General features: G+C 64.4%; 16 protein-coding genes. 7 read left to right on the plus strand and 9 right to left on the minus strand.

Features of this window, described 5'->3' with window-relative positions; all coding sequences use genetic code 11:
- Nucleotides 1–83 precede the first annotated feature (83 nt).
- Entirely contained in the window at nt 84–1,844 is a 1,761-nt protein-coding gene (locus ACXJKO_RS00325; protein WP_457089075.1) for a heparinase II/III family protein, read from the plus strand.
- A gap of 28 nt (nt 1,845–1,872) precedes the next feature.
- Complete coding sequence (locus tag ACXJKO_RS00330; RefSeq protein ID WP_457089076.1) at nt 1,873–2,136, plus strand: CBU_0592 family membrane protein; 264 nt, start codon at nt 1,873–1,875, stop codon at nt 2,134–2,136.
- 89 nt (nt 2,137–2,225) lie between these two features.
- Here the strand turns inward: ACXJKO_RS00330 and ACXJKO_RS00335 are convergent, their stop codons facing one another.
- Nucleotides 2,226–2,567, minus strand: a complete 342-nt coding sequence (locus ACXJKO_RS00335) for a GYD domain-containing protein (protein ID WP_457089077.1) — start codon at nt 2,565–2,567, stop codon at nt 2,226–2,228.
- A gap of 234 nt (nt 2,568–2,801) precedes the next feature.
- Between ACXJKO_RS00335 and purH the strand changes: the two genes are divergently transcribed.
- On the plus strand, nt 2,802–4,394 hold the full coding sequence (gene purH, locus ACXJKO_RS00340; protein ID WP_457089078.1) for a bifunctional phosphoribosylaminoimidazolecarboxamide formyltransferase/IMP cyclohydrolase: 1,593 nt from the start codon (nt 2,802–2,804) through the stop codon (nt 4,392–4,394).
- Between the two features lie 110 nt (nt 4,395–4,504).
- Nucleotides 4,505–4,825, plus strand: coding sequence for a heavy metal-binding domain-containing protein (locus tag ACXJKO_RS00345; protein WP_457089079.1), 321 nt, complete (start codon nt 4,505–4,507; stop codon nt 4,823–4,825).
- Nucleotides 4,826–4,827: 2 nt separating this feature from the next.
- Here the strand turns inward: ACXJKO_RS00345 and ACXJKO_RS00350 are convergent, their stop codons facing one another.
- The 3 genes from ACXJKO_RS00350 to ACXJKO_RS00360 all read right to left on the minus strand — a co-directional run bounded on the left by ACXJKO_RS00350 (nt 4,828) and on the right by ACXJKO_RS00360 (nt 11,602).
- A complete protein-coding gene (locus ACXJKO_RS00350; protein ID WP_457089188.1) occupies nt 4,828–6,168 on the minus strand; it encodes an MFS transporter in 1,341 nt (446 codons plus the stop codon).
- A gap of 130 nt (nt 6,169–6,298) precedes the next feature.
- The gene (locus ACXJKO_RS00355; RefSeq protein WP_457089080.1) at nt 6,299–11,137 is read right to left on the minus strand and encodes an NAD-glutamate dehydrogenase; all 4,839 of its coding nucleotides are present in this window, start codon (nt 11,135–11,137) and stop codon (nt 6,299–6,301) included.
- 114 nt (nt 11,138–11,251) lie between these two features.
- Nucleotides 11,252–11,602 carry a winged helix-turn-helix transcriptional regulator gene (locus tag ACXJKO_RS00360; RefSeq protein ID WP_457089081.1) on the minus strand — a complete coding sequence of 117 codons (351 nt, stop codon included), beginning with the start codon at nt 11,600–11,602 and terminating at the stop codon, nt 11,252–11,254.
- Between the two features lie 97 nt (nt 11,603–11,699).
- On the opposite strand from ACXJKO_RS00360, the gene ACXJKO_RS00365 reads away from it, so the two are divergent.
- Nucleotides 11,700–12,716, plus strand: a complete 1,017-nt coding sequence (locus ACXJKO_RS00365) for a zinc-binding alcohol dehydrogenase family protein (protein WP_457089082.1) — start codon at nt 11,700–11,702, stop codon at nt 12,714–12,716.
- Nucleotides 12,717–13,095: 379 nt separating this feature from the next.
- Nucleotides 13,096–13,491, plus strand: coding sequence for a DUF2794 domain-containing protein (locus tag ACXJKO_RS00370; protein WP_457089083.1), 396 nt, complete (start codon nt 13,096–13,098; stop codon nt 13,489–13,491).
- Here ACXJKO_RS00370 and ACXJKO_RS00375 read toward each other — a convergent pair.
- From ACXJKO_RS00375 to ACXJKO_RS00395, 5 genes are all read right to left on the minus strand, one after another.
- On the minus strand, nt 13,488–14,726 hold the full coding sequence (locus ACXJKO_RS00375) for an MFS transporter (RefSeq protein WP_457089084.1): 1,239 nt from the start codon (nt 14,724–14,726) through the stop codon (nt 13,488–13,490). The genes ACXJKO_RS00370 and ACXJKO_RS00375 overlap by 4 nt on opposite strands.
- A gap of 8 nt (nt 14,727–14,734) precedes the next feature.
- Entirely contained in the window at nt 14,735–15,283 is a 549-nt protein-coding gene (locus ACXJKO_RS00380; protein WP_457089085.1) for an N-acetyltransferase family protein, read from the minus strand.
- Between the two features lie 98 nt (nt 15,284–15,381).
- Nucleotides 15,382–16,164: a Bax inhibitor-1/YccA family protein gene (locus tag ACXJKO_RS00385; protein ID WP_457089086.1), complete on the minus strand. Its 783-nt coding sequence runs from the start codon at nt 16,162–16,164 to the stop codon at nt 15,382–15,384.
- Nucleotides 16,165–16,394: 230 nt separating this feature from the next.
- A complete protein-coding gene (locus tag ACXJKO_RS00390; RefSeq protein ID WP_457089087.1) occupies nt 16,395–18,980 on the minus strand; it encodes an ABC transporter permease in 2,586 nt (861 codons plus the stop codon).
- Between the two features lie 12 nt (nt 18,981–18,992).
- A complete protein-coding gene (locus ACXJKO_RS00395; protein WP_457089088.1) occupies nt 18,993–19,685 on the minus strand; it encodes an ABC transporter ATP-binding protein in 693 nt (230 codons plus the stop codon).
- 71 nt (nt 19,686–19,756) lie between these two features.
- Here ACXJKO_RS00395 and ACXJKO_RS00400 point away from each other — a divergent pair, with 71 nt between their 5' ends.
- Complete coding sequence (locus ACXJKO_RS00400) at nt 19,757–20,419, plus strand: arylesterase (protein ID WP_457089089.1); 663 nt, start codon at nt 19,757–19,759, stop codon at nt 20,417–20,419.
- The last annotated feature ends 21 nt before the right edge of the window (nt 20,420–20,440 follow it).

The raw sequence follows: 20,440 nt of genomic DNA on the forward strand, positions 1-20,440 counted from the left end.
GCTTACACGTTGTTAACCAGTCAGCAGGAACTCGCTCTTTATGCTGGCGCGGATTCAAGCAGTTCTGAGAGGGAGCGCCACGCGTGGATTTCGGGCCAGATCGCTGGCGTTTTTATCGGCTTGCCTTTCGCGAGGCAGGCCGCGCCATGCGTGGAGGAACGGTTTGGACCTTGTCGAAGGCGTTCCGTGGAACGCCGATGCCGACGCGCCTGCTCTTCGCACCGCAGGACCTGCGCACGGCCGATCCCACCATCGCCACCGACATCTATTCCGGCTTCTTCGCCTTCGCGGGACGCGCCATCACCACGAGCGGCCGCTCGCCCTTCGCCTTCACGCCGCCGAGCCGCGCCTGGGGCGAGGCGCTCTATGGTTTCGGATGGCTGCGCCACCTGCGCGCCGCAGGCACCGCATTGGCGCAGGCGAATGCGCGCTCCCTCGTGGACGAGTTTGTCACCTCTCGCCTCGGCGACAAGCGGCTTGCCACCGACACGCAAATCATCGCGCGCCGCCTGATCTCCTTCATCAGCCAGTCGCCGCTGATCCTGGAAGGCGCCGACCACGCCTTCTACCAGCGCTTCCTGCGCATTCTCGGCCAGCATGTGCGCGAGCTCGAACGCCACATGCGCTCGGGCGCCATGCCCCGCCAGCAGCTCATGGCGGCGATCGCGCTCTGCTACGCGGGCCTGTGCTGCGAGGGTCTCGACCGAAACCTGAGACGCGCCAGCCGTCTTCTCGCCCGTGAGCTGGAGCGCCAGATCCTCGCCGATGGCGGCCATGCCAGCCGCAATCCGCGCGTGATCGTGGACCTTTTGTTCGACCTTCTGCCCCTGCGCCAGATGTTCGCGAGCCGCGAGGTCGATACGCCCGAATCCCTGCTCCACGCCATTGACCGTATGCTGCCCATGGTGCGCCTGTTCCGCCATGGCGACGGCACGCTCTCGCATTTCAACGGCATGGGCGTGACCGCGGCGGACCATCTCGCGACGCTCCTCACCTATGACGACATGCGCAGCCGCCCGATCCAGCACGCGCCGCATACGGGCTACGAGCGCCTGGAGGCCGGACGCACCCTGCTGGTGGCGGATGTTGGCGCACCGCCGCCAACCTTCCTGTCGTCGGATGCGGGCGCGGGCTGCCTCTCCTTCGAGTTTTCCAGCGGTGCACAGCGCATCGTGGTCAATTGCGGCACGCCCTATATCGCGAACGATACGATCATCCAGGCCTCGCGCTCCACGGCGGCTCACTCGACCGCCTCCATCAACGATATCTCGTCCTGCCAGCTCTTGTCCGAGCGCGGCGGATGGCTCACGCGCCGCATCGCGGGCTGGCTGCTGAACCGGGTCGGCCCCATCGTGATCAGCGGTCCCGAGCGCGTGACGGCAGAACGCAGCGAGCGCGAACATGCGCAGATGCTCAGCGCCAGCCATGACGGCTATCGCCAGCGCTTCGGCCTGATCCACGAGCGGCGCTGGCAACTGGCCCCCAAAGGCAACCTGCTGGAAGGCGAGGACGTGTTTTGGGGCGAAGGCGCCGCCAGCGCGACGGCGGAAGCGGTTATCCGCTTCCATCTGGCCCCCGGCATCCGGGCAAGCCGTGCGCAAGGCGGGCGGGTCGTCATGCTGGTCCTGCCCAACCAGGAAGCCTGGCAGTTCACGGCCATCCCCATCGAGGCCGGCGTCGAAGACAGCGTGTTCCTCGCGGCCCCCGACGGCATGCGCCGCACGGAGCAGATCGTGCTGAGCATTCGCCCGAGCGAGACCCCCTCCGTTCGCTGGCGCTTCGAGCGCCTCGCCCGCACGTATAATCCGAGCCAACCTGCGGAAACGACGCCGGATCTGCTGTAGCAGAACAGACATCAGGCAAAAGATATTCATGACTCTCGCTGACGTGATCGGACTGATCGGAGTGGCCGCCTATCTGTCGGCTTACGGCCTGCTGCAGATGGGCATCCTGAAGGTCGAGGATGGCCGCTATGCCTTGCTCAACGGCGTCGGCGCGATCGCCATTCTCTATTCGCTGATCTTCGACTTCAACCTGCCGTCCTTCATCACCCAGACGGCATGGCTGATCCTGACGATCATCGGGTTTGTCCGCGCACGCATGAAGCGGCGGTCGTTGTTCGGGTCGGGTCGGTAGCGAAAAAGCAGCCTTTGTGGCTCATGCACGGACAGCGCCCTCTTCACGACTTCCGGACGCATGCCTCGCAAGGAGCAACGAGCTCGTCATCAAGCCGAATGAGCCTTGCTTCCCGGTGATCGATACCTGATCGATGAGGCCTTTTGCATGGCAGCAAGTGTCTCCTCGATGGTCAACAGAGCGGTTGTCTGGAAGGAGCTCAGCGCTCCGCCGGCGCCAATCGCCAGCGCCGTAGCTGCCATCGAAACGTTATCCGGAGCCTCCCACAAGGTGTATCCGTCGTGGTCGCCAAAGGCATACCAGAAGCCGTGCAGCTTTCCGCCGACCGCTTCGATGTACTCTTTGGCTGCCGCTCGGCGGTCTTCGGGGTTCTTGATGAGCTTCGCCCATGTTTCCGGAGTGTAACTGAACCGTGTCAGATAGAACGGCATCTGCTCCTCCCTCACCGGCTATCCCTAACGAGGGTCGGGAGAATAGCACGTCCGGCCTTTATCGGGCCGGGGATCACCCGTTATACCCATTCGTGAAATGCCTGCGTCTTGATCAGCAGCATCGCGAATGAGACCGGGTTGACCTTTGCCAGCTTCTGTCGCCTTCCCGGTTCCCATCACGGACCCATCGTGCTATCGCGCCCGCATCCTTTACCCCTTCATGGAGCGGCCGTCATGCCGAGCGACCTGAAGCGCGTGTCCCGCGCCCTGCTTTCCGTATCCGACAAGACGGGTCTCGTGGACTTCGCCCGGGCGCTCGCCGAGCGCGGCATCGAGCTGGTCTCCACCGGCGGCACGCACAAGAGCTTAAGCGAGGCGGGCTTGCCTGTGAAGGACGTGAGCGACCTCACGGGCTTCCCCGAGATGATGGACGGGCGCGTGAAGACGCTGCACCCTTCCGTCCATGGCGGCCTTCTCGGCATCCGCGCCAACCCCGAGCATCAGGCGGCCATGCTGGCCCACGGCATCCAGCCCATCGACCTGCTGGTGGTGAACCTCTATCCCTTCGAGGCCACGGTCGCGGCAGGCAAGCCTTACGACGATTGCATCGAGAACATCGATATCGGCGGCCCCGCGATGATCCGCGCCGCCGCCAAGAACCATGGCGACGTAGCCGTGGTGGTGGACGGCGCCGATTACGCCGCCGTTCTCGACGACCTGAAGCAGCATAACGGCGCGGTCACCTACACGCTCCGCCGCCGCCTCGCGCAGAAGGCCTATTCCCGCACCGCCGCTTACGACGCCGCGATCTCCAACTGGTTCGCCAATGAATTGGCCGAGGAAACCCCGCCCTTCCGCGCGCTCGGCGGCGCCATTGCCGAGGTGATGCGCTACGGCGAGAACCCGCATCAGAGCGCCGCCTTCTACCGCACGCCCGAGCAGCGCCCCGGCGTGTCGACCGCGCGCCAGGTACAGGGCAAGCAGCTCTCCTACAACAACATCAACGACACCGATGCCGCCTTTGAGGCGGTCGCTGAATTCGCGCCCGAGCGTTCCGCCGCCATCGTGATCGTCAAGCACGCCAATCCCTGCGGCGTGGCGCAAGGCACCTCTTTGCGCGAGGCTTACGAGAAGGCGCTCCGCTGCGATCCCGTCTCGGCCTTCGGCGGCATCGTCGCCATGAACCGCCCGCTCGATGCGGAAGCCGCAAAAGCCATCACCGAGATCTTCACCGAGGTGATCATCGCGCCCGATGCCAGCGAGGAGGCCATCGCCATCGTCGCCGCCAAGAAGAACCTGCGCCTGCTGCTCGCGGGCGGCCTGCCCGATCCGCGACAGGAAGGCCTGACGCTCCGTACGGTGGCGGGCGGATTTCTGGCCCAGTCGCGCGACAACGCGGTGGTCGAGGCCATGGACCTCAAGGTCGTCACCAAGCGCGCGCCCACGGACCGCGAACTCGACGACCTGCGCTTCGCCTTCCGCGTCGCCAAGCACGTGAAGTCGAACGCCATCGTCTATGCGAGGGATCTCGCGACCGTGGGCATCGGTGCAGGCCAGATGAGCCGCGTCGATTCCTCCCGCATCGCCGCCTGGAAGGCCGCTGAAGCTGCCAAGGCCGCCGGCCGGCCTGAGACGCTGGCCAAGGGCTCGGTGGTTGCCTCCGACGCCTTCTTCCCCTTCGCCGATGGGCTCCTCGCCGCCGCAGAAGCAGGCGCCACGGCGGTGATCCAGCCCGGCGGCTCCATGCGCGACGACGAGGTGATCAAGGCCGCAGACGAAGCCGGCCTCGCCATGGTCTTCACGGGCCACCGGCATTTCCGGCACTAAGCATTAAGAAGCGTCATCCCGGATCGGCGCTTCGCTTCATCCGGGATGACATTCCCCGATGACGTCTCTCCTTTTCCTCCCCATATGAAGCGGAGCAGAAGGAGATCCTGATGATCGTCACTACCACACCCTCTATCGAAGGCCGCCGGATCGGATCCTATCGCGGCATCGTTTCAGGCGAGGCTATTCTCGGCGCCAACGTGTTCCGCGATTTCTTCGCCTCCATCCGCGATGTGGTGGGCGGGCGCTCGGGCTCCTATGAGCGCGTTCTGCGGGACGGACGCGACACTGCTTTGAACGAGATGATCGAAGAGGCGCAGCGCCTCGGTGCGCATGCCATCGTCGGCGTTCACATGGATTACGGCGCCATCGGCAAGAACGAAGGCATGATGATGGTGACCGTGAGCGGGACGGCGGTGACGCTGGAGTAAGTTCAGGCCCGCTTCACACCATTCAGCAGCGTGAAACCGACAAGCAGGAACACGATCAGCACCGCCGGTGCTGCGGCTTGTGTCTGGAAGATCGCTGTCGCTGTGGCGACCGCCAGCGGCGCGAGGAAGGATGTGACTTTTCCCGACAAGGCCAGAAGCCCGAAATAGCGCCCGGCCTCACGCGGCGGCACGAGGCGGGCGAGAAGGCTGCGGGAGGATGCCTGCAAGGGGCCGGCCACCGCGCCGATGACGAGGCCGAGCAGCACGAAAAGCTTTTCCGCCGCGCTGGCGTAAAGGCCTTCGGCGGGAGGAGCTGTCGGGACGACGAAGAGGATGTGTTCTCTCCCCAGCGACAGCACGCCCACGCAGACGAGGGTGAGCGTGATGATGGCGCCCATGATCACGGGCTTGGCGCCGAACCGGTCATCGAGGCGTCCGCCGATGAGCGCACCCACGGTTCCGGTGATGGTGAGCATGATGCCGAAGAGGCCGAGCTCCGTCGCCTGCCAGCCGAACACCCCTGCTCCATAGATGCCGCCGAAGGCGAAGAGCGCCACCAGCGCATCCTGATAGACCATGTTGGCGATGAGGAAGCGCAGCACGCCCTGGTGCCGGCGCGCATCCCGAAGCGTGCCGCGTACCTGCGTGAAACTTTGCGCGACGGCGCTCTTCAGCGACACGGTTGAGCGCGCGATGTCGGGCGTAAAGAGGAATAGCGGCATCACGAACACGAGGAACCACACGGCGGAGAACGGCCCGGTGATGCGGTCGCCCTCGCGCTGCGCGGGATCGAGGCCAAAGAGAGGCTCAAAGCCGAAGAAGGTTTTGCCGCTCGCTCCGTCGCCTGCGAGAAAGCCCAGCACGATCACGAGCGAGACGAGGCCGCCGAGATAGCCCATGGCCCAGCCGGTGCCGGAGAGCCGCCCATAGCGCTCCGGCGGCACAAGATGCGGGATCATCGCATTGTTGAACACCGCCGCGACCTCCACGGCGATGGTGGCGAAAGCAAATCCCATCAGCGCAATGGGAATGGCGGCAGGCGCACCCGGCGCGGCATACCAGAGGGCGAAGGAGGCCAGGAACAGCACGAGGCCGCAAGAGGCGATCCACGGCTTCTTGGGACCGGTCGCATCGGCGACGGACCCTAAGACCGGTGAGAGGATCGCCAGGGCAAGACCCGCCGCCGCCGTGGCATAGCCCCAGAGGCTCTGGCCGGTGACCGGGTCGGGCGCGAGGGAGGCTGCGAAATACGGCGCGAAGACGAAAGTGGTGACCAGGGTGAAGAAGGGCTGGCAGGCCCAGTCGAACAAGAGCCAGCCAAGGATGGCGGGGCGTGAGGCCATGGCGGGGGCAGTTAACCGATTATCGTCTTTCACCAGCCCGCGCCTTGTGTCCGAAACATCTCGACACAGGCTCCTCTGTTGGAGAGGAGCCTGCATCTCAGGTCCGGTTCACCAGTTTATTGCCGCTAGGTCAACTCGTTCTCGCCAGATCGCCGAGCAGGCTTGCCGCGACGGTGATCTTCGACAGGGTGAGGCCCGAGGAGACGATGCCGTCGACGGCGCCCCGGATGCGGCTCACGTCGGAGCCGCGCTTCTCGCTCCAGGCCTGCACGGCATCGACGCCCGAGTTGTCCTGCATCGAGACCTCGGCGGTGAGACCGCGATGGGCATAGGCAATGCTGTCGATGGCTCGGTCGAGGGCAAGGCGGTCGAAATAATCGCTGACCACGATGTCCTGCGCCGCGCCGATGAGGGCGCCGAGACGGAACACGGCCTCCAACGCAAAATGCGTGCAGGCAATCTCGCGAATGGGCTTTCCGGTCTTCTGCGCGGTGAGCACGATATCGGGCGCCGCCACCAGATCCGGCAGGGATGCGATGCGGTGGGCGAGTTCTTCCGGCGTGCCCTGGTCCACGAGCGCCTTGGTGCGCGCATCCCAGGCGGCGAGCGCCTCGGCGGAGAGGGCTTCCGGCAGCCCGCTTTCCACTTCCGCGATACCGGCCTGATAAGTGCCGATGATCTGGTCGAGGGAATGGTTGGCGAAGTCCACGTTGCGGATGAACCAGACGATCCGGTTCATGAGCAGGTCCTGCAACTCGCCGTAGAGACCAAGCTGCGCTTTGCCCGGCACCACGCCGTCGAGGGCATCAATGGCGCTGTTGAGTTCACCCAAGCCGAAGGAATCGCGGGTGGCCGCATAGGCCGCGGCAATCGTCGGCGCATCCGCGCCCGTCTGGTCGACGAGACGCGCGACCATGGTCGGCCCGCCCCGGTTGATGATGGCGTTGGCGAGCTGCGTGGCGATGATCTCGCGGCGCAGGCGGTGGGATGCGATGGCATCCGGGAATCGCTCGCGCATGGCGCCGGGGAAATAGCGCTCCAGCTCCTTGGCGAGATAGGGATCGTCGGGGACCGCGCTTGCCAGAAGCTCGTCATGCAGGGAGAGCTTGGCATAGGCAAGCAGCACGGCGAGTTCCGGCCGCGTCAGCGCCTCGCCCCGACGGGCGCGCTCCGTGAGCACGCCGTCCTCCGGCAGGTATTCCACCGCGCGGTTGAGACGGCCTTGCGCCTCCAGCATCTGCATCAGGCGGCGGGCAAAGCCGAGATCGGCGGTGCCGCGCTGTTCTGACAAGGACAGGGCCAGCGTCTGCAGGTAGTTGTTGCGCAGCACCAGCCCCGCGACCTCGTCGGTCATGTCGGCGAGAAGCTCGTTGCGCGCTTCCTGTGTCAGGCGTCCATCGCGCTCGGGAGTCGTGAGCGCGATCTTGATGTTCACTTCCATGTCGGAGGTGTTGACGCCCGCCGAATTGTCGATGGCATCCGTGTTGAGGCGCACGCCGTTCTGTCCCGCCTCGATGCGTCCGCGCTGCGTCGCGCCTAAGTTTGCGCCCTCGCCGACCACTTTGGCGCGTATATCCGCGCCCGTGATGCGGATGGCGTCGTTGGCGCGGTCGCCCACCTGCTCATCGGTCTCGGACGATGAGCGGATATAGGTGCCGATGCCGCCGAACCAGAGCAGGCCGACCTGTGCTTTCAGGATCGCGCTCATCACCTCGGCGGGCGTTGCCTGCGCCTGGGCCAGCCCAAGCACGGAGCGTACCTCATCCGAGAGCGGAATAGATTTCGCGCTGCGCGAGAACACGCCGCCGCCGTTGGAGATCAGCGACTTGTCGTAATCCTGCCAGCTCGAGCGCGGAAGATTGAACAGGCGCTCGCGCTCCTTGAACGACACCTCCGGATCGGGACTGGGATCGAGGAAGATGTCGCGATGGTCGAAGGCGGCGACGAGTCTCAAGGCTCGCGACAGCAGCATGCCGTTGCCGAACACGTCGCCGGACATGTCGCCCACGCCCGCCACCGTGACTGCTTGAGTCTGGATGTCGATGTCCATCTCGCGGAAGTGGCGTTTCACCGCCTCCCACGCGCCGCGGGCAGTAATGCCCATCTTCTTGTGGTCGTACCCCTGGCTGCCGCCGGATGCGAAGGCATCGCCCAGCCAATGGCCCTTCTCGATGGAGAGTTGATTTGCCGTATCGGAGAAAGTCGCCGTGCCCTTGTCGGCGGCGACCACGAGATAGGGATCGTTCCCATCGTGGCGCACCGTGTCCGACGGCGGCACCACGTGGTCGCCTTCGATGTTGTCGGTAAGCTGGAGCAGCGTGCGCACGAAGATGCGGTAGCTCTCAGTGCCTTCCGCCAGCCACGCCTGCCGGTCGCTTGCAGGCGGCAGGTGCTTGGGCACGAAGCCGCCTTTCGCGCCCACGGGCACGATCACCGCGTTCTTGACCTGCTGCGCCTTGACGAGACCCAGCACCTCGGTGCGGAAATCCTGCGGACGGTCGGACCAGCGCAGGCCGCCGCGCGCAACCTTGCCGTAGCGCAGATGCACGCCTTCGACGCGTGGCGAATAGACGAAGATCTCATACAGCGGCTTCGGCAGCGGCAGGCCGTCGACCTTCGCGCATTCGAACTTGAACGCGATGGTCTGGCGCGGCAGGCCGTTGCCTTCGAGCTGGAAGAAATTGGTGCGTACCGCCGCCTCGATGAGGTTGATGAAGCGGCGAAGAATGCGGTCGTCGTCGAGGCTGGTGACGGCCTGCAGCTGCTCCTCAATGGCGGCGCGAATGGCTCCCTCATTCGTGATGCGGGCCTCGGCATCCTGATGACGGGGATCGAAGCGGGCATAGAAGAGCTTGACGATCTCGACCGTGATGCCCGCATGCCTTGCCAGCGTCTCGGCGAGGTAATCCTGCGCGTAGGCCACCTGGATCTGGCGCAGGTAACGGCCGAGCGTGCGCATCATCGCCACATCGCGCCAGCCAAGGCCCGCCTCAAGCACGAGGCGGTTGAAGCCGTCGGATTCCGCAAGGCCCCGGAACAGCGCGAGCAGAGCAGCTTCGATGAGATCCTGGATCTCGTCGCTGTCGATCGCGCCGCCGGCAGAACGCTCCAGCGTCATGTCGTGAAGCCACACGCGGTCCATGCCGGTGACGCCGGTGGAAACGACGCGATAGGTTCGCTCGTTCACGACGCGGAAGCCGAGATTTTCGAGCAGCGGCACGCGGTCGGACAACGGCAGCGCCGTGCCGCGCGAAAAGACCTTCAGGTTGACGCGGGTTTCGTCATCCCCCTCACGACGGTAGAGATCGACCGCGCGGGGCCGCGCCTCGGACAATTGCTCCAGAAGGGCGATGTCCTTGATGGCATATTCTGCGCTGAAGGCCTCACGATAGGCGGCGCTGAAGGCATCCGCATACCGGGTGGCGAGAGCACGCGCGCGGGCGCCGCCGACCACCTCGTCGAGCTGGTCGCGAAGCGCATCGCTCCAGGTGCGAACGATGGAGGCGATGCCCTTCTCCAGGGTTTCGCGCGGAATTTCCGGCGTCTCTCCTTCGTCGCGGCCGATAATGTAATGCGTGCGTGCCAGCGGCCCTTCGGGATAGGCCGGATAGGCGGCGGAGACACGGCCCTCATAGACGCTGGCGAGGAACTGCCCGATGCGCAGACGTACGCTGGTGTCGTAGCGATCCTTCGGCACGAAGACGAGAACGGAGACGAAGCGGTCGAACTCATCCACCCGCGGGAGAGCGCGCAAGCGTGGGCGCTCCGACAGGTTCATGATGTCGATGGCGAAGTGGTAGAGCGTGTCCTCATCGATCTGGAACAGCTCATCGCGCGGATAGCTTTCGAGCACGTTCAGCATTCCACGGCCCGCATAGCTCGACGGATCGAAGCCCGCGCGCGCCACGACCTTCGCCACCTTGAGGCGCAGGTAAGGCACTTCCGCCGTGGTGTTGGTGTAGGCGCTGGAGGTGAAGAGACCGACGATGCGCAATTCGCCCTGCAGCTGACCATCGGAATCGAACAGCTTCACGCCGATATAATCGAGATGGGCGCGGCGATGGACGCGGGATTTGACATTCGCCTTGGTGATGATGAGAGCCTTGGGCTGCGCCAGGAAGGCGCGGATTTCCGGCGTCATCGCCACGAGCTCGCGCCCACGACGCAGTACGCGCACATTGGGATCGCGCAGCAGGCCGAGACCGGAGCCCTGCACCTGGTCGGCGGCGGTGTCGCCCTTCGGCAGGCGATATTCACGCACGCCCAGGAAGGTGAAGTTGTCTTGCGCGATCCAGTCGAGGAAGGCGATGGCTTCCTTCACCTCGTCATCCGGCAGCGGTGGCGGATTGAGGCGGTAGTTCTGCACGAGTTCCGTGATGCGCGCGCGCATGCCGGGCCAGTCATGCACCGCAAGCGTCACGTCCTTATGGACATGGCGCATGTCGCTGATCAGCTTGTCACGGGTTTCCGCATCGTCAATGCGCGGCAGGTGGATGTGAATGAAGCTCTCGCGCTTCACGGCCAGACGCGTCGCGCCCGTGGCCTCGCCGACGAGGCGGACGAGACCACCCTCGGCATTGCGCTCCACCGCGAGAATCGGATGCGCCACGAGATAAGGCTCGTAGCCCTGGTCCACCACCTCGGCGAGCGTCGAATCGAGGAGGAAGGGCATGTTGTCGTTGATGATTTCGAGCACCGTCACCTCGCGGCGACGGCCCTCGCGCTCGACCTCGAGATCGAGGAGGCGGATATCCTCACCGCCTCCGATTCGGGGAGCTTTCAGGTGATCGTAGGCCGCGGCCGCCAGCTCGGCGAGGGCGCCCGGCGAATACGCCGCCAGATCCTCCGGCGGAACGCGCCCGTAAAGATCGCGGACGAAGGTGGGGGGAATGGCCTTGTGGCCCGCTTCCAGAACCGCAACGGCTTGCGCCGTCAGTTCGCTTCCGCTGGTCGGCGTTTCCAGCTTCATGCGCGTATCCTCATGTGTTCGTTGCGGGAGCGTTGCCACAGAGTCTCAGACCACGCAATAAAACCATGCCGTTCTGCACACCGTAGGGTTAAGTTGGTGCAGCGCACAGACACTTTATGCTGCTTTTGCCTCAATAGACGACAGATTCGTGTCGCCCCAAGTTTTAAGCGCCAGCAGGACCGGCTCAAGGCTTCTGCCCCGAACCGAGAGAGAATACTCCACCTTCGGCGGAATCTGCGGATAGATCTTGCGCACGATCAGATCATCCGCCTCCAATTCCCGCAGCTGATGCGTGAGCATGCGCTGGGTGACGGTGGGAATCAGACGGCGCAGCTCGTTGAAGCGCAGGGTTCCCCGCAAAAGCTTATAGAGGATCACGATCTTCCACTTGCCGTCGATGAGGCTCAGCGCCTGCTCGACCGAACATCCGGTCGAGGCGTGAGCCTTGGGAGAGATACGAGGCATGACGGTATCCTTTTTGACCCTATGGGCTTTAAATGTGCGTTCTTGCAGCAACTGATCCTATGCTCAAGTATGGGCTCCATCAACAAGGAGACAAGCCATGCGAGGCGTGGGCTACCAGCAATCCCTTCCCATCGAGAATGAGGCCTCCCTCATCGATGTCGAGCTGCCGAACCCGGAGCCGGGACCTCGCGACCTCGTGGTCGAGATCAAGGCCGTGTCCGTGAACCCGGTGGACACCAAGGTCCGCAAGCGCGCTCAGCCCGAGGCAGGCGGCACGAAGGTTCTGGGCTTTGATGCAGCCGGCATCGTCCGGTCCGTTGGATCGCAGGTGAGCCTGTTCAAGGTCGGCGACGAGGTGTTCTACGCGGGCTCGATCAACCGTCAGGGCACCAATGCGCAGTTTCACGTGGTCGATGAGCGGATCGTCGGCCGCAAGCCGAAATCCCTCGGATTCGAGGAGGCGGCCGCCCTGCCGCTGACGACGCTCACCGCCTGGGAAACCCTTTTCGACCGGCTCGACATCAAGCGCCCCGTGCCGGGCGCGGCCAATGCCATCCTCATCGTGGGTGCTGCCGGTGGCGTCGGTTCGATCGCGGTGCAATTGGCCCGCCAGCTGACCGATGTGACGGTGATCGCGACGGCCTCACGGCCAGAGACGCAGGCCTGGGCCAAGGAACTCGGCGCGCATCACGTGATCGACCATTCCAAGCCGCTTGCCGCGCAGATCGAAGCGCTCGGCATCGGCGCGCCGGCCTTCACCTTTTCGATCACCCAGACGCAGGTGCATTTCCCTGAAGTTGCCAAGGCCCTCGCGCCTCAAGGGCGCTTTGGCCTCATCGACGATCCAACGGTCCCGCTCGACATCAGCCTCTTGAAGGGCAAGAGCATTTCGCTGCACTGGGAATCCATGTTCACCCGCTCGACCTTCCAGACCGCCGACATGGAGCGGCAGCACGAGATCCTCGACGAGGCCGCGCGCCTCGTGGATGCGGGCACCCTGAAGACCACGCTCGCGGACGTGTTYGGCCCCATCAATGCGGCCAATCTCAAGCGCGCCCACGCCTTCATCGAAAGCGGACAGGCCAAGGGGAAGATCGTTCTGTCGGGGTTCTAGTATCGGACCCAAAAGTGGAAGGCACTTTTGGGATGAATCCGATGCTCATTTGAGGGCGCATCGTGCGGAACGGAACCGGAGGTCCGCACGATGCGCCCAAAGAAAAGGCCGCCTCAAAGGGCGGCCGATGACTCGAGGTTAATGGCCCGGCTCTCCATCAACGTGGAGGGCTGGGGGGCTGACGTGTCCAAGCCAATGGGTAAGCCGGGCCGTCGAGGCAACTTGAGCATTTACGGCAGTTAAGAAGGCTCCATCAGGGCACGAATACGGCAGGAATAAGATTTGGCCAGATGTTAGTGGGCAAATCGTTCACGACGGGTTGATCCCTTCTTCCAGCGGTCCCATCATCAGATCATGATCGTCAGTCATGGGAGTGATCATGAGCGAAGGTGACATCGCAGAGCCGCTGCGCGGCGGCTCGATGCAGGGTTCGTCGATGCAAGGTTCGGCCCGCATCGTTCCTTTTCCCGCCGCGCCAAAACAGGTGTCCTTCGATCGTGCTGAGTTGCAGACCATTCTGAACCTCTACGGCCGCATGGTCGCCGCGGGCGAATGGCGCGATTACGCCATCGATTTCATGCCGGACAAGGCCATCTTCTCGATCTTCCGACGCAGTTCCGAAATGCCCCTCTACCGGATCGAGAAAGATCCGAAGCTCGCCAGGAAGCAAGGGGCCTATTCGGTCATCGTGTCCACAGGCCTCATCCTCAAGCGCGGACACGAACTTGGCCTCGTGCTGCGCGTGTTGGACAAGCCGAAGGTCGTCTCGAACTAGCCTTCGCGCGGAATCCGAAGAAGCCAGAGGGTCGATGCGAGAGCGCCGAGCGCGCCGACGAACAGGATCGGCCTGATGCCGACCGCATCGGCGGCGCTGCCTGCCACCAGGGCGCCGAGAAGCCCCAATCCCGCCGTCAGCAGATGAAACACGCCGCCTTCGCGTCCCCGCAGGGCATCGGGCGTTTCCTTCTGGCGCACGGTCGAGACCGTGGTGAAGAAAATCACGGACAAGGCATCGCCCATGAGCTGCGACAGGCAGAGAAATGCAACCGCCATCCAGAGCGGGCCGTACGCCATGGGAATGAACGCGATCATCACGCTGTAGGCGACGAGAATGCCGATCAGGAGCGGGCGCGGCGCGAAGCGGCGTCCGGCCCATCCGGAGAGTCGCGCACCGATGACCGCACTCACGCCGCCGAGCGCGATGATGAAGCCGAGCACGCCGGGCGGAATGGCGAGATCGCGCACCGCGTAGAGCACGTAAAGCGGCGCGAAGAACGACAGGCAGAATCCAAGGGTCGCGATGCACAAGGTCAGGGGGCGCAAGACCGGATGGCCGAAGACGAATTGCAATCCCTCCTTAGTCTCGCGCCAGAGATCCGGCGCATGCTCGCCAGTGCTCACGGGAATTTCAGTCCGCTTGATCGAGGACAGGAAGAAGGCCGACCACAGGTAGGACAAGGCGTCGAACAGAATCGCGAAAGGTGCCGTGAACAATTGGATCGCAAGGCCCGCCATGGCGGGGCCGACCACCTCGGCAGCGGCATCGGTCGTGGCGAGTTTCGCATTGCCGTCGAGCAATTGATCGCGCTCCACGACGCTCGGCAGATAGGCGTTGTCCGCCGTCTGGAAGAACATGGAGAACAGGGCCACGATGGTCGACACCCCGATCACATGGCCGATGGTGATGGCATCGAACCAAGCCAGCACCGGCAGGGTCGTAAGCGCACCCGCGCGGGCAAGATCCGCCAGGATCAGGATGCGTTTACGCGACGTGCGGTCGATCCATGCGCCGACGAAGGGGCTCATGATTACGCCCGGCAAGGCGCTGAGCGCCACGAGAAGGCCGAGATCCATCGCCGAAGCGCCAAGGGTCAGCGCCGCAATGATCGGCAGGCCTTCCCGCGTGAAGCGCGTGCCGATTGCGGACAGGGTCTGGGCCGCCCACAGGCGCATGAAATCGGGATTGTCCCAGAGACCCCCGCGGGGTCTGCGGATAAGGGCGGCGATCATGGGATGGCTTAGGAGATAGGTCTGACGATGGGACGGGTCGGAGGCTCGCCCATGCCGCCGGAGAGCGGGCGCTGCATCAGCACCGTGGAGAGCCAACGTCCGTGCTTGTAGCCGACGCCTTTGAGAATGCCGACGAGCTCGAACCCGAGGCTCTTATGCAGGGCGATGGAGCCCTTCGAATCCTCATCGCCGATAACGGCGACCATGAGCCGGAAATCCCGCGTTTCGCATTCCTTGATCAGCGCTTCGAGCAGCAAGCGCCCAATCCCCTGCCCCTGGGCCGAGGGCGAAATGTAGATCGAATCCTCGACGGTGGATCGGTAAGCCGGCCGCGTGCGGTAGGCCCCCGCATAGGCATAACCGAGGATCCCGCCCTCGCGTTCGGCGACGATATAGGGATAGCCGCCCTCCAGGATCGCCGCGCGCCGGCGCGCCATCTCCGCCTCGTCCGGAGGATCGAGCTCGAAGGATGCCGTGCCATGTTGCACCGCGTGGGCATAGATCGCGGTGATGGCGGGGATGTCGGCTTCAGTGGAGGTGCGCAAGGTCAGGCTCATGGGGCGTGCTGTACGACCAAGCTTGGACCGAGGCAATCATCAAAAAGAAAAGCCCCGGCTTGAGGCCGGGGCTTCGAGAGCATTCGCTCAACTGTCCGTTACTGGTTGCGGTTGCCGAGCAGCGCAAGCAGGAACTGGAACATGTTGATGAAGTCCAGGTACAGCGTCAGCGCGCCCATGACCGAGACCTTGGCGGCGGCCTCGGAGTCGAAGTTGCCGTACAGGTACATTTCCTTCAGCTTCTGCGTATCGTAGGCGGTGAGGCCTGCGAAGATCAGAACGCCGATCACGGAGATGCCGAACTGCAGCATGCTCGATGCAACGAAGATGTTGACGATCGAGGCGATGATCAGTCCGAACAGGCCCATGATCAGGAACGAGCCCATGCCCGACAGGCTGCGGCGGGTGGTGTAGCCCCACAGCGACAGCGCACCGAARGAGGCTGCCGTGATGAAGAAYACCTGCACGACGCTGCCGCCCGTGTAGCGGAGCAGAAGCGTCGARAGCGAAGCGCCCATCACCGCCGCGAAGGCGAAGAACGTCATGCGTGCCGTAGCAGCCGACATGCGGTCGATACGGAACGAGAAGAAAAAGATGAAAGCCAATGGCGCCAGCGCCACAACCCACATCAGAGGCGAGCCATACAGGGTCGCGCCGAACTGGGTCAGCCCAACGCCGCCCATGCGGGCGACCGCTTGAGACGGATCGCTCGTCGTGGCCAGCATGTTGATGCCGAGTGCGACCAAGGCCGAGATGGAAAGGCCCAGGACCATGTTGTTGTAGACGCCGAGCATAAAGGTGCGCAGGCCCTGGTCGACCTGAGCCGCCGTCCGGGTAAAGCCGGTGCCATAGGCGGTTTGGTTCTGCTCATACGGTTGCATCGGAGCCCTTTCTCGCGGTGTCCCGTGTGTTCCCTCGAAAGGCTGAGACGTCAGCCTTCGGTCGCCACTATACCACGGCGACAAAGGAAATATGAGAGGTCAGTTGACCTCGCGCAAGGGGTAACGCCAAGCTTCAAACTTTCGTGAACAAGAAGAGCGAAGAGGAGAGGCCGCACCTCCTCTCCTCGGCAGCGAATGCTTTTTTATAACGCGGGGGGCTAAGCCTCGCGTTATAGATTTCTCAAGTATTGCGCGGGTTTTTGACTCAGGATTCTCCAGGTTCCCATCAGGCCGAGGCCTACCGTCACCAGAACGGCGAGGGCGCAGGCGAGGAGCGCTCCCGATAAATCTAGCGTAAAGCTTAACCGCATGACCTCGGTGAGGATGAAATACGCAGCCAACCCGCCCGCGAGCAGGCCGAACGCGGCGGTGGCGAGCCCAAGCAGGCCGTATTCGAGGGCATAGGCCGTGATCAGCCGGCCGCGCGTGGCGCCCAGGGTCTTCAGCACCACCGCATCGTAGAGCCGCGCGCGATGGCCCGCAGCCAAAGCGCCCGCGAGAACCAGAAGGCTCGCGATGAGCGCGATGGAGCTGGCGCCCCGGATCGCCATGACGAGCTGGGAGACCACATCGTTGACCGCCTCCAGCGCATCCTTCACGCGAACGCTCGTCACCATGGGATAGGTCAGGGCCGCGCTACGCAGGATCTTTGCGTCGGTTGCCGCGTCCGATCCGTTGGGGAAGGTGACGGTGGCCAGATGCGTATGCGGCGCACCCGCGAAGGTGTTGGGCGAGAACACCATGACGAAGTTGATGCCCATGGACCTCCATTCGATCTCGCGCAGGTTCGCGATGGTGGCGGAGATGTTGCGGCCGAGCACGTTCACGGTGATCTCGTCGCCGATCTTCAGCCCCAGGCCCTCCGCGATCCGCCGGTCGAAGGAGACGAGCGGCTTGCCCCGGTAATCTTCGGGCCACCACTCGCCCTGAACGAGCTTGGAGCCCTCCGGCGGGGTTTTCGCATAGGTGATGCCCCGGTCTCCCTCCAGCACCCAGCCGATATCCTCGGGTGCCTTGACCTCGGAGACAGGCCGTCCGCCGAGCGTCACGAGCCGCCCGCGCATCATGGGCACGCGCTCGATATGGGTGTCGGGCGCCTGCTTCTTCAGGAAGCCCTCGAAGGCATCGGCCTGCTGATTCGGGATGTCGAGGAAGAAGAAGCTCGGGGCCTTTTCCGGCAGGCTCTGGGTGAGCTGTCGGGTGAGGTTGGTATCGATGAGCGCGAGCGTCACCAAGAGGGTAATGCCGAGACCGAGCGACAGCACGAGCGAAGGCGTGAGCGCGCCCGGGCGATGGATATTGGCGAGCGCGAGACGCGGCGCGGTACGCCGGGGACGCGGCAGGCGGCGGGCAAGCGCCATGATGCCGGTGGCCACCAGACGCAGGAGCACGAAGGACGCAGCAGCAGCGCCCACGAACATCAGCGCGATGCGCTGATCGTAAGCCGCGATCACCGCCAGCGAAACCAGCGCGACGACCGAGAGCACCAGGGCCGTGATGTAGCGCCGGCGCGGCCAGCGCCGCTCCGGGTCGATCTGATCGCGGAACAGCCCGGAGACCGGCACGTCATGCGCTCGGCCCAAAGGGGCAATAGCGAAGACGAGCGCGGTAAGTACGCCGTAGAGAAGCGCGATGCCGAGTTCCGTCACGGCGATGACCGGCTGGATCGGGATGGGCAGCAGATGCCCGAACAGGCCCGTGATGATGAAGGGCAGAGCAGCACCTACGGCAAGACCGATGGCGATGCCGACGACGGCGATCAGCATCACCTGCGTGAGATAGAGCATCACCACCTGCCCGCCGGGCGCGCCGAGGCTCTTGAGGGTGGCGATGGAGGCGCGCTTGCGGTCCACGAACCCGCGCACCGCATTGGCGACGCCCACGCCGCCCACCAGAAGGGCGGTAAGGCCGACGAGGGTAAGGAACTGGGTGAAGCGCTCGATATTGCGGGCAAAGCGCGGATCGGCATTGAGCCGCGTGCGGACGTTCCATCCGGCTTCCGGCAGCAAGCGCTCCGCCTCCGCCTCGATCTGCGTCATGCCCGCTTCCGTGGACAGGGTTGGCGGCAGGGTGAGCCGATAGGTCCAGCGCACGAGGCTGCCGGGCTGGACGAGGCCTGTCGCCTTCAGGGCTTCCTGTGAAATCATGAAGCGGGGGCCGAAGCCGATGCCGTCTGCGATCTTGTCGGGCTCGGAAATCAGCTGCGCCCGCAGCTCGACGGGCGCGCCGCCCACCGTGACCCGGTCGCCGATCTTCAGGTCGAGGCGGGCCAGAAGCGCGGGATCGACGGCAGCGCCGTAGGCACCATTGCGCTGGGCGAACACGTCCGAGGGCGAAAGCTGCGGATCGGTTTCGAGAGCGCCGACGGTGGGATAGCCCGCATCCACCGCCTTCATCTCGACGAGGCCGGAACCTTTTTCGCCCGCCACCACCATGGCGCGCATGGTGGCGACGATGTTGACCTGACCTTGCGAGGAAAGGAAATCCCGTTCCGGCTGGCCCGCTTCCCGCTGCAACAGGGAGAAGGCCATGTCGCCGCCGAGAATCCGGCGTCCTTCGCGGGAAATGCCTTCGGTCAGCGAGCGCGACAAGGACGAAACGCTCGCAATCGCCGCCACGCCGAGCGCGATGCAGGCGAGAAAGATGCCGAAGCCTTTCAGGCCGCCGCGCAGCTCGCGTAAAGCCAGCCGCAGAATGAGCGGCATGGACGAGGAGGTTTTGCGGGGCTTGGGAGTGGCGGGCAGACTGCCGTGCATGAATCGATTCCCTTAAGCGACAGTCGAGGCCGCATCGACCTCCACGTGACCGGAGCGCAGGCGCACCGTGCGGTCGCAGAGCCGGGCGAGGTTCAGGTCGTGGGTCACGAGGACCAGGGTCGCGCCGCGATCGCGCTTGAGCGCGAAGAGCAGGTCCACGATGGAGGTGCCCGTCGTCTCGTCGAGATTGCCGGTGGGCTCGTCCGCCACCAGGATTGCCGGATTCGCCACGATGGCGCGGGCGATCGCCACGCGCTGCTGCTCGCCGCCGGACAACTGCGCGGGATAATGGTGCAGCCGAGACCCGAGGCCCACGGCCTGCATTTCGGCCTCCGCGCGTTCGAAGGCGTCATCCTCGCCTGCCAGTTCCAGGGGAAGCGCCACGTTTTCGAGCGCCGTCATAGTGGGCACGAGGTGGAAGGACTGGAACACAATGCCGATGCGCCGCCCCCGAAAGCGGGCGAGCGCATCCTCGTCGAGACCGGACAGATCGGTGCCATCGACGACGACCTTGCCGGAATCCGGGCGCTCGAGGCCCGCCATGGTCATGAGCAGGGTGGACTTGCCGGAGCCCGAGGGGCCGACCAGACCCACCGCCTCGCCCTTGCCGACCTCAAGGGAAATCCCTTTGAGGATATGCACCCGTGCGGCCCCGCGCCCGAGGCTCAAATCGACATCGTGCAGCGCGATGGCCTTGTCCTTCATGCCCAATCACCCGATCTGTTGGAAAACTGTCAAAGACGTCCTTTAGTCCTGCCTAGATGGGAAGCCTATCGATGAAGCGCCAATCCGGCCCATTCATGACGATCATTTTTGCGTGTGCGGCTATGCTTTCCGCCCTCACCTCCCCTGCCTCAGCTCAAGCCCAGAGAACGGAACCCGTGAAGCTCGTCGCCCTCGGCGACAGCCTCAGCGCCGGCTACAACCTGCCTCAGGAGGCCGCCTTCCCGACCGTTCTGGAGAAGGCTTTGCGGGCCAAGGGCTACAAGGTCGAGGTCGCCAATGCGGGCGTTTCCGGCGACACGGCCTCGGCGGGGCTCGACCGGCTCGACTGGTCCGTGCCCGACGGCACGGATGGGGTGATCGTGGAATTGGGGGCCAACGACATGCTGCGCGGCCTCGACCCCGCCGTGACGCGCCAGGCCATCGAGACCATCGTGGAGCGTTTGAAGGCCCGCAATATCCCCGTGATGCTGGCGGGCATGTATGCCTCGCGCAATCTCGGCCCAGACTATATCGCCAAGTTCGACACCATCTATTCGGACATTGCGAAGAAGCACGACCTTGTGCTCTATCCCTTCTTCCTGGATGGAATCGCCGGCGAGCGGTCCCTCAACCTTCCCGATGGGTTGCATCCCACCGCCAAGGGCGTGGACACCATCGTCGAGCGTATTCTTCCCAGCGTCGAAACCTTTCTTTCCCGCCTGACCCAGCGCTGACCCAATCCCGGCGCATTCTAC

It is taken from the genome of Microvirga sp. P5_D2 (assembly GCF_054049475.1).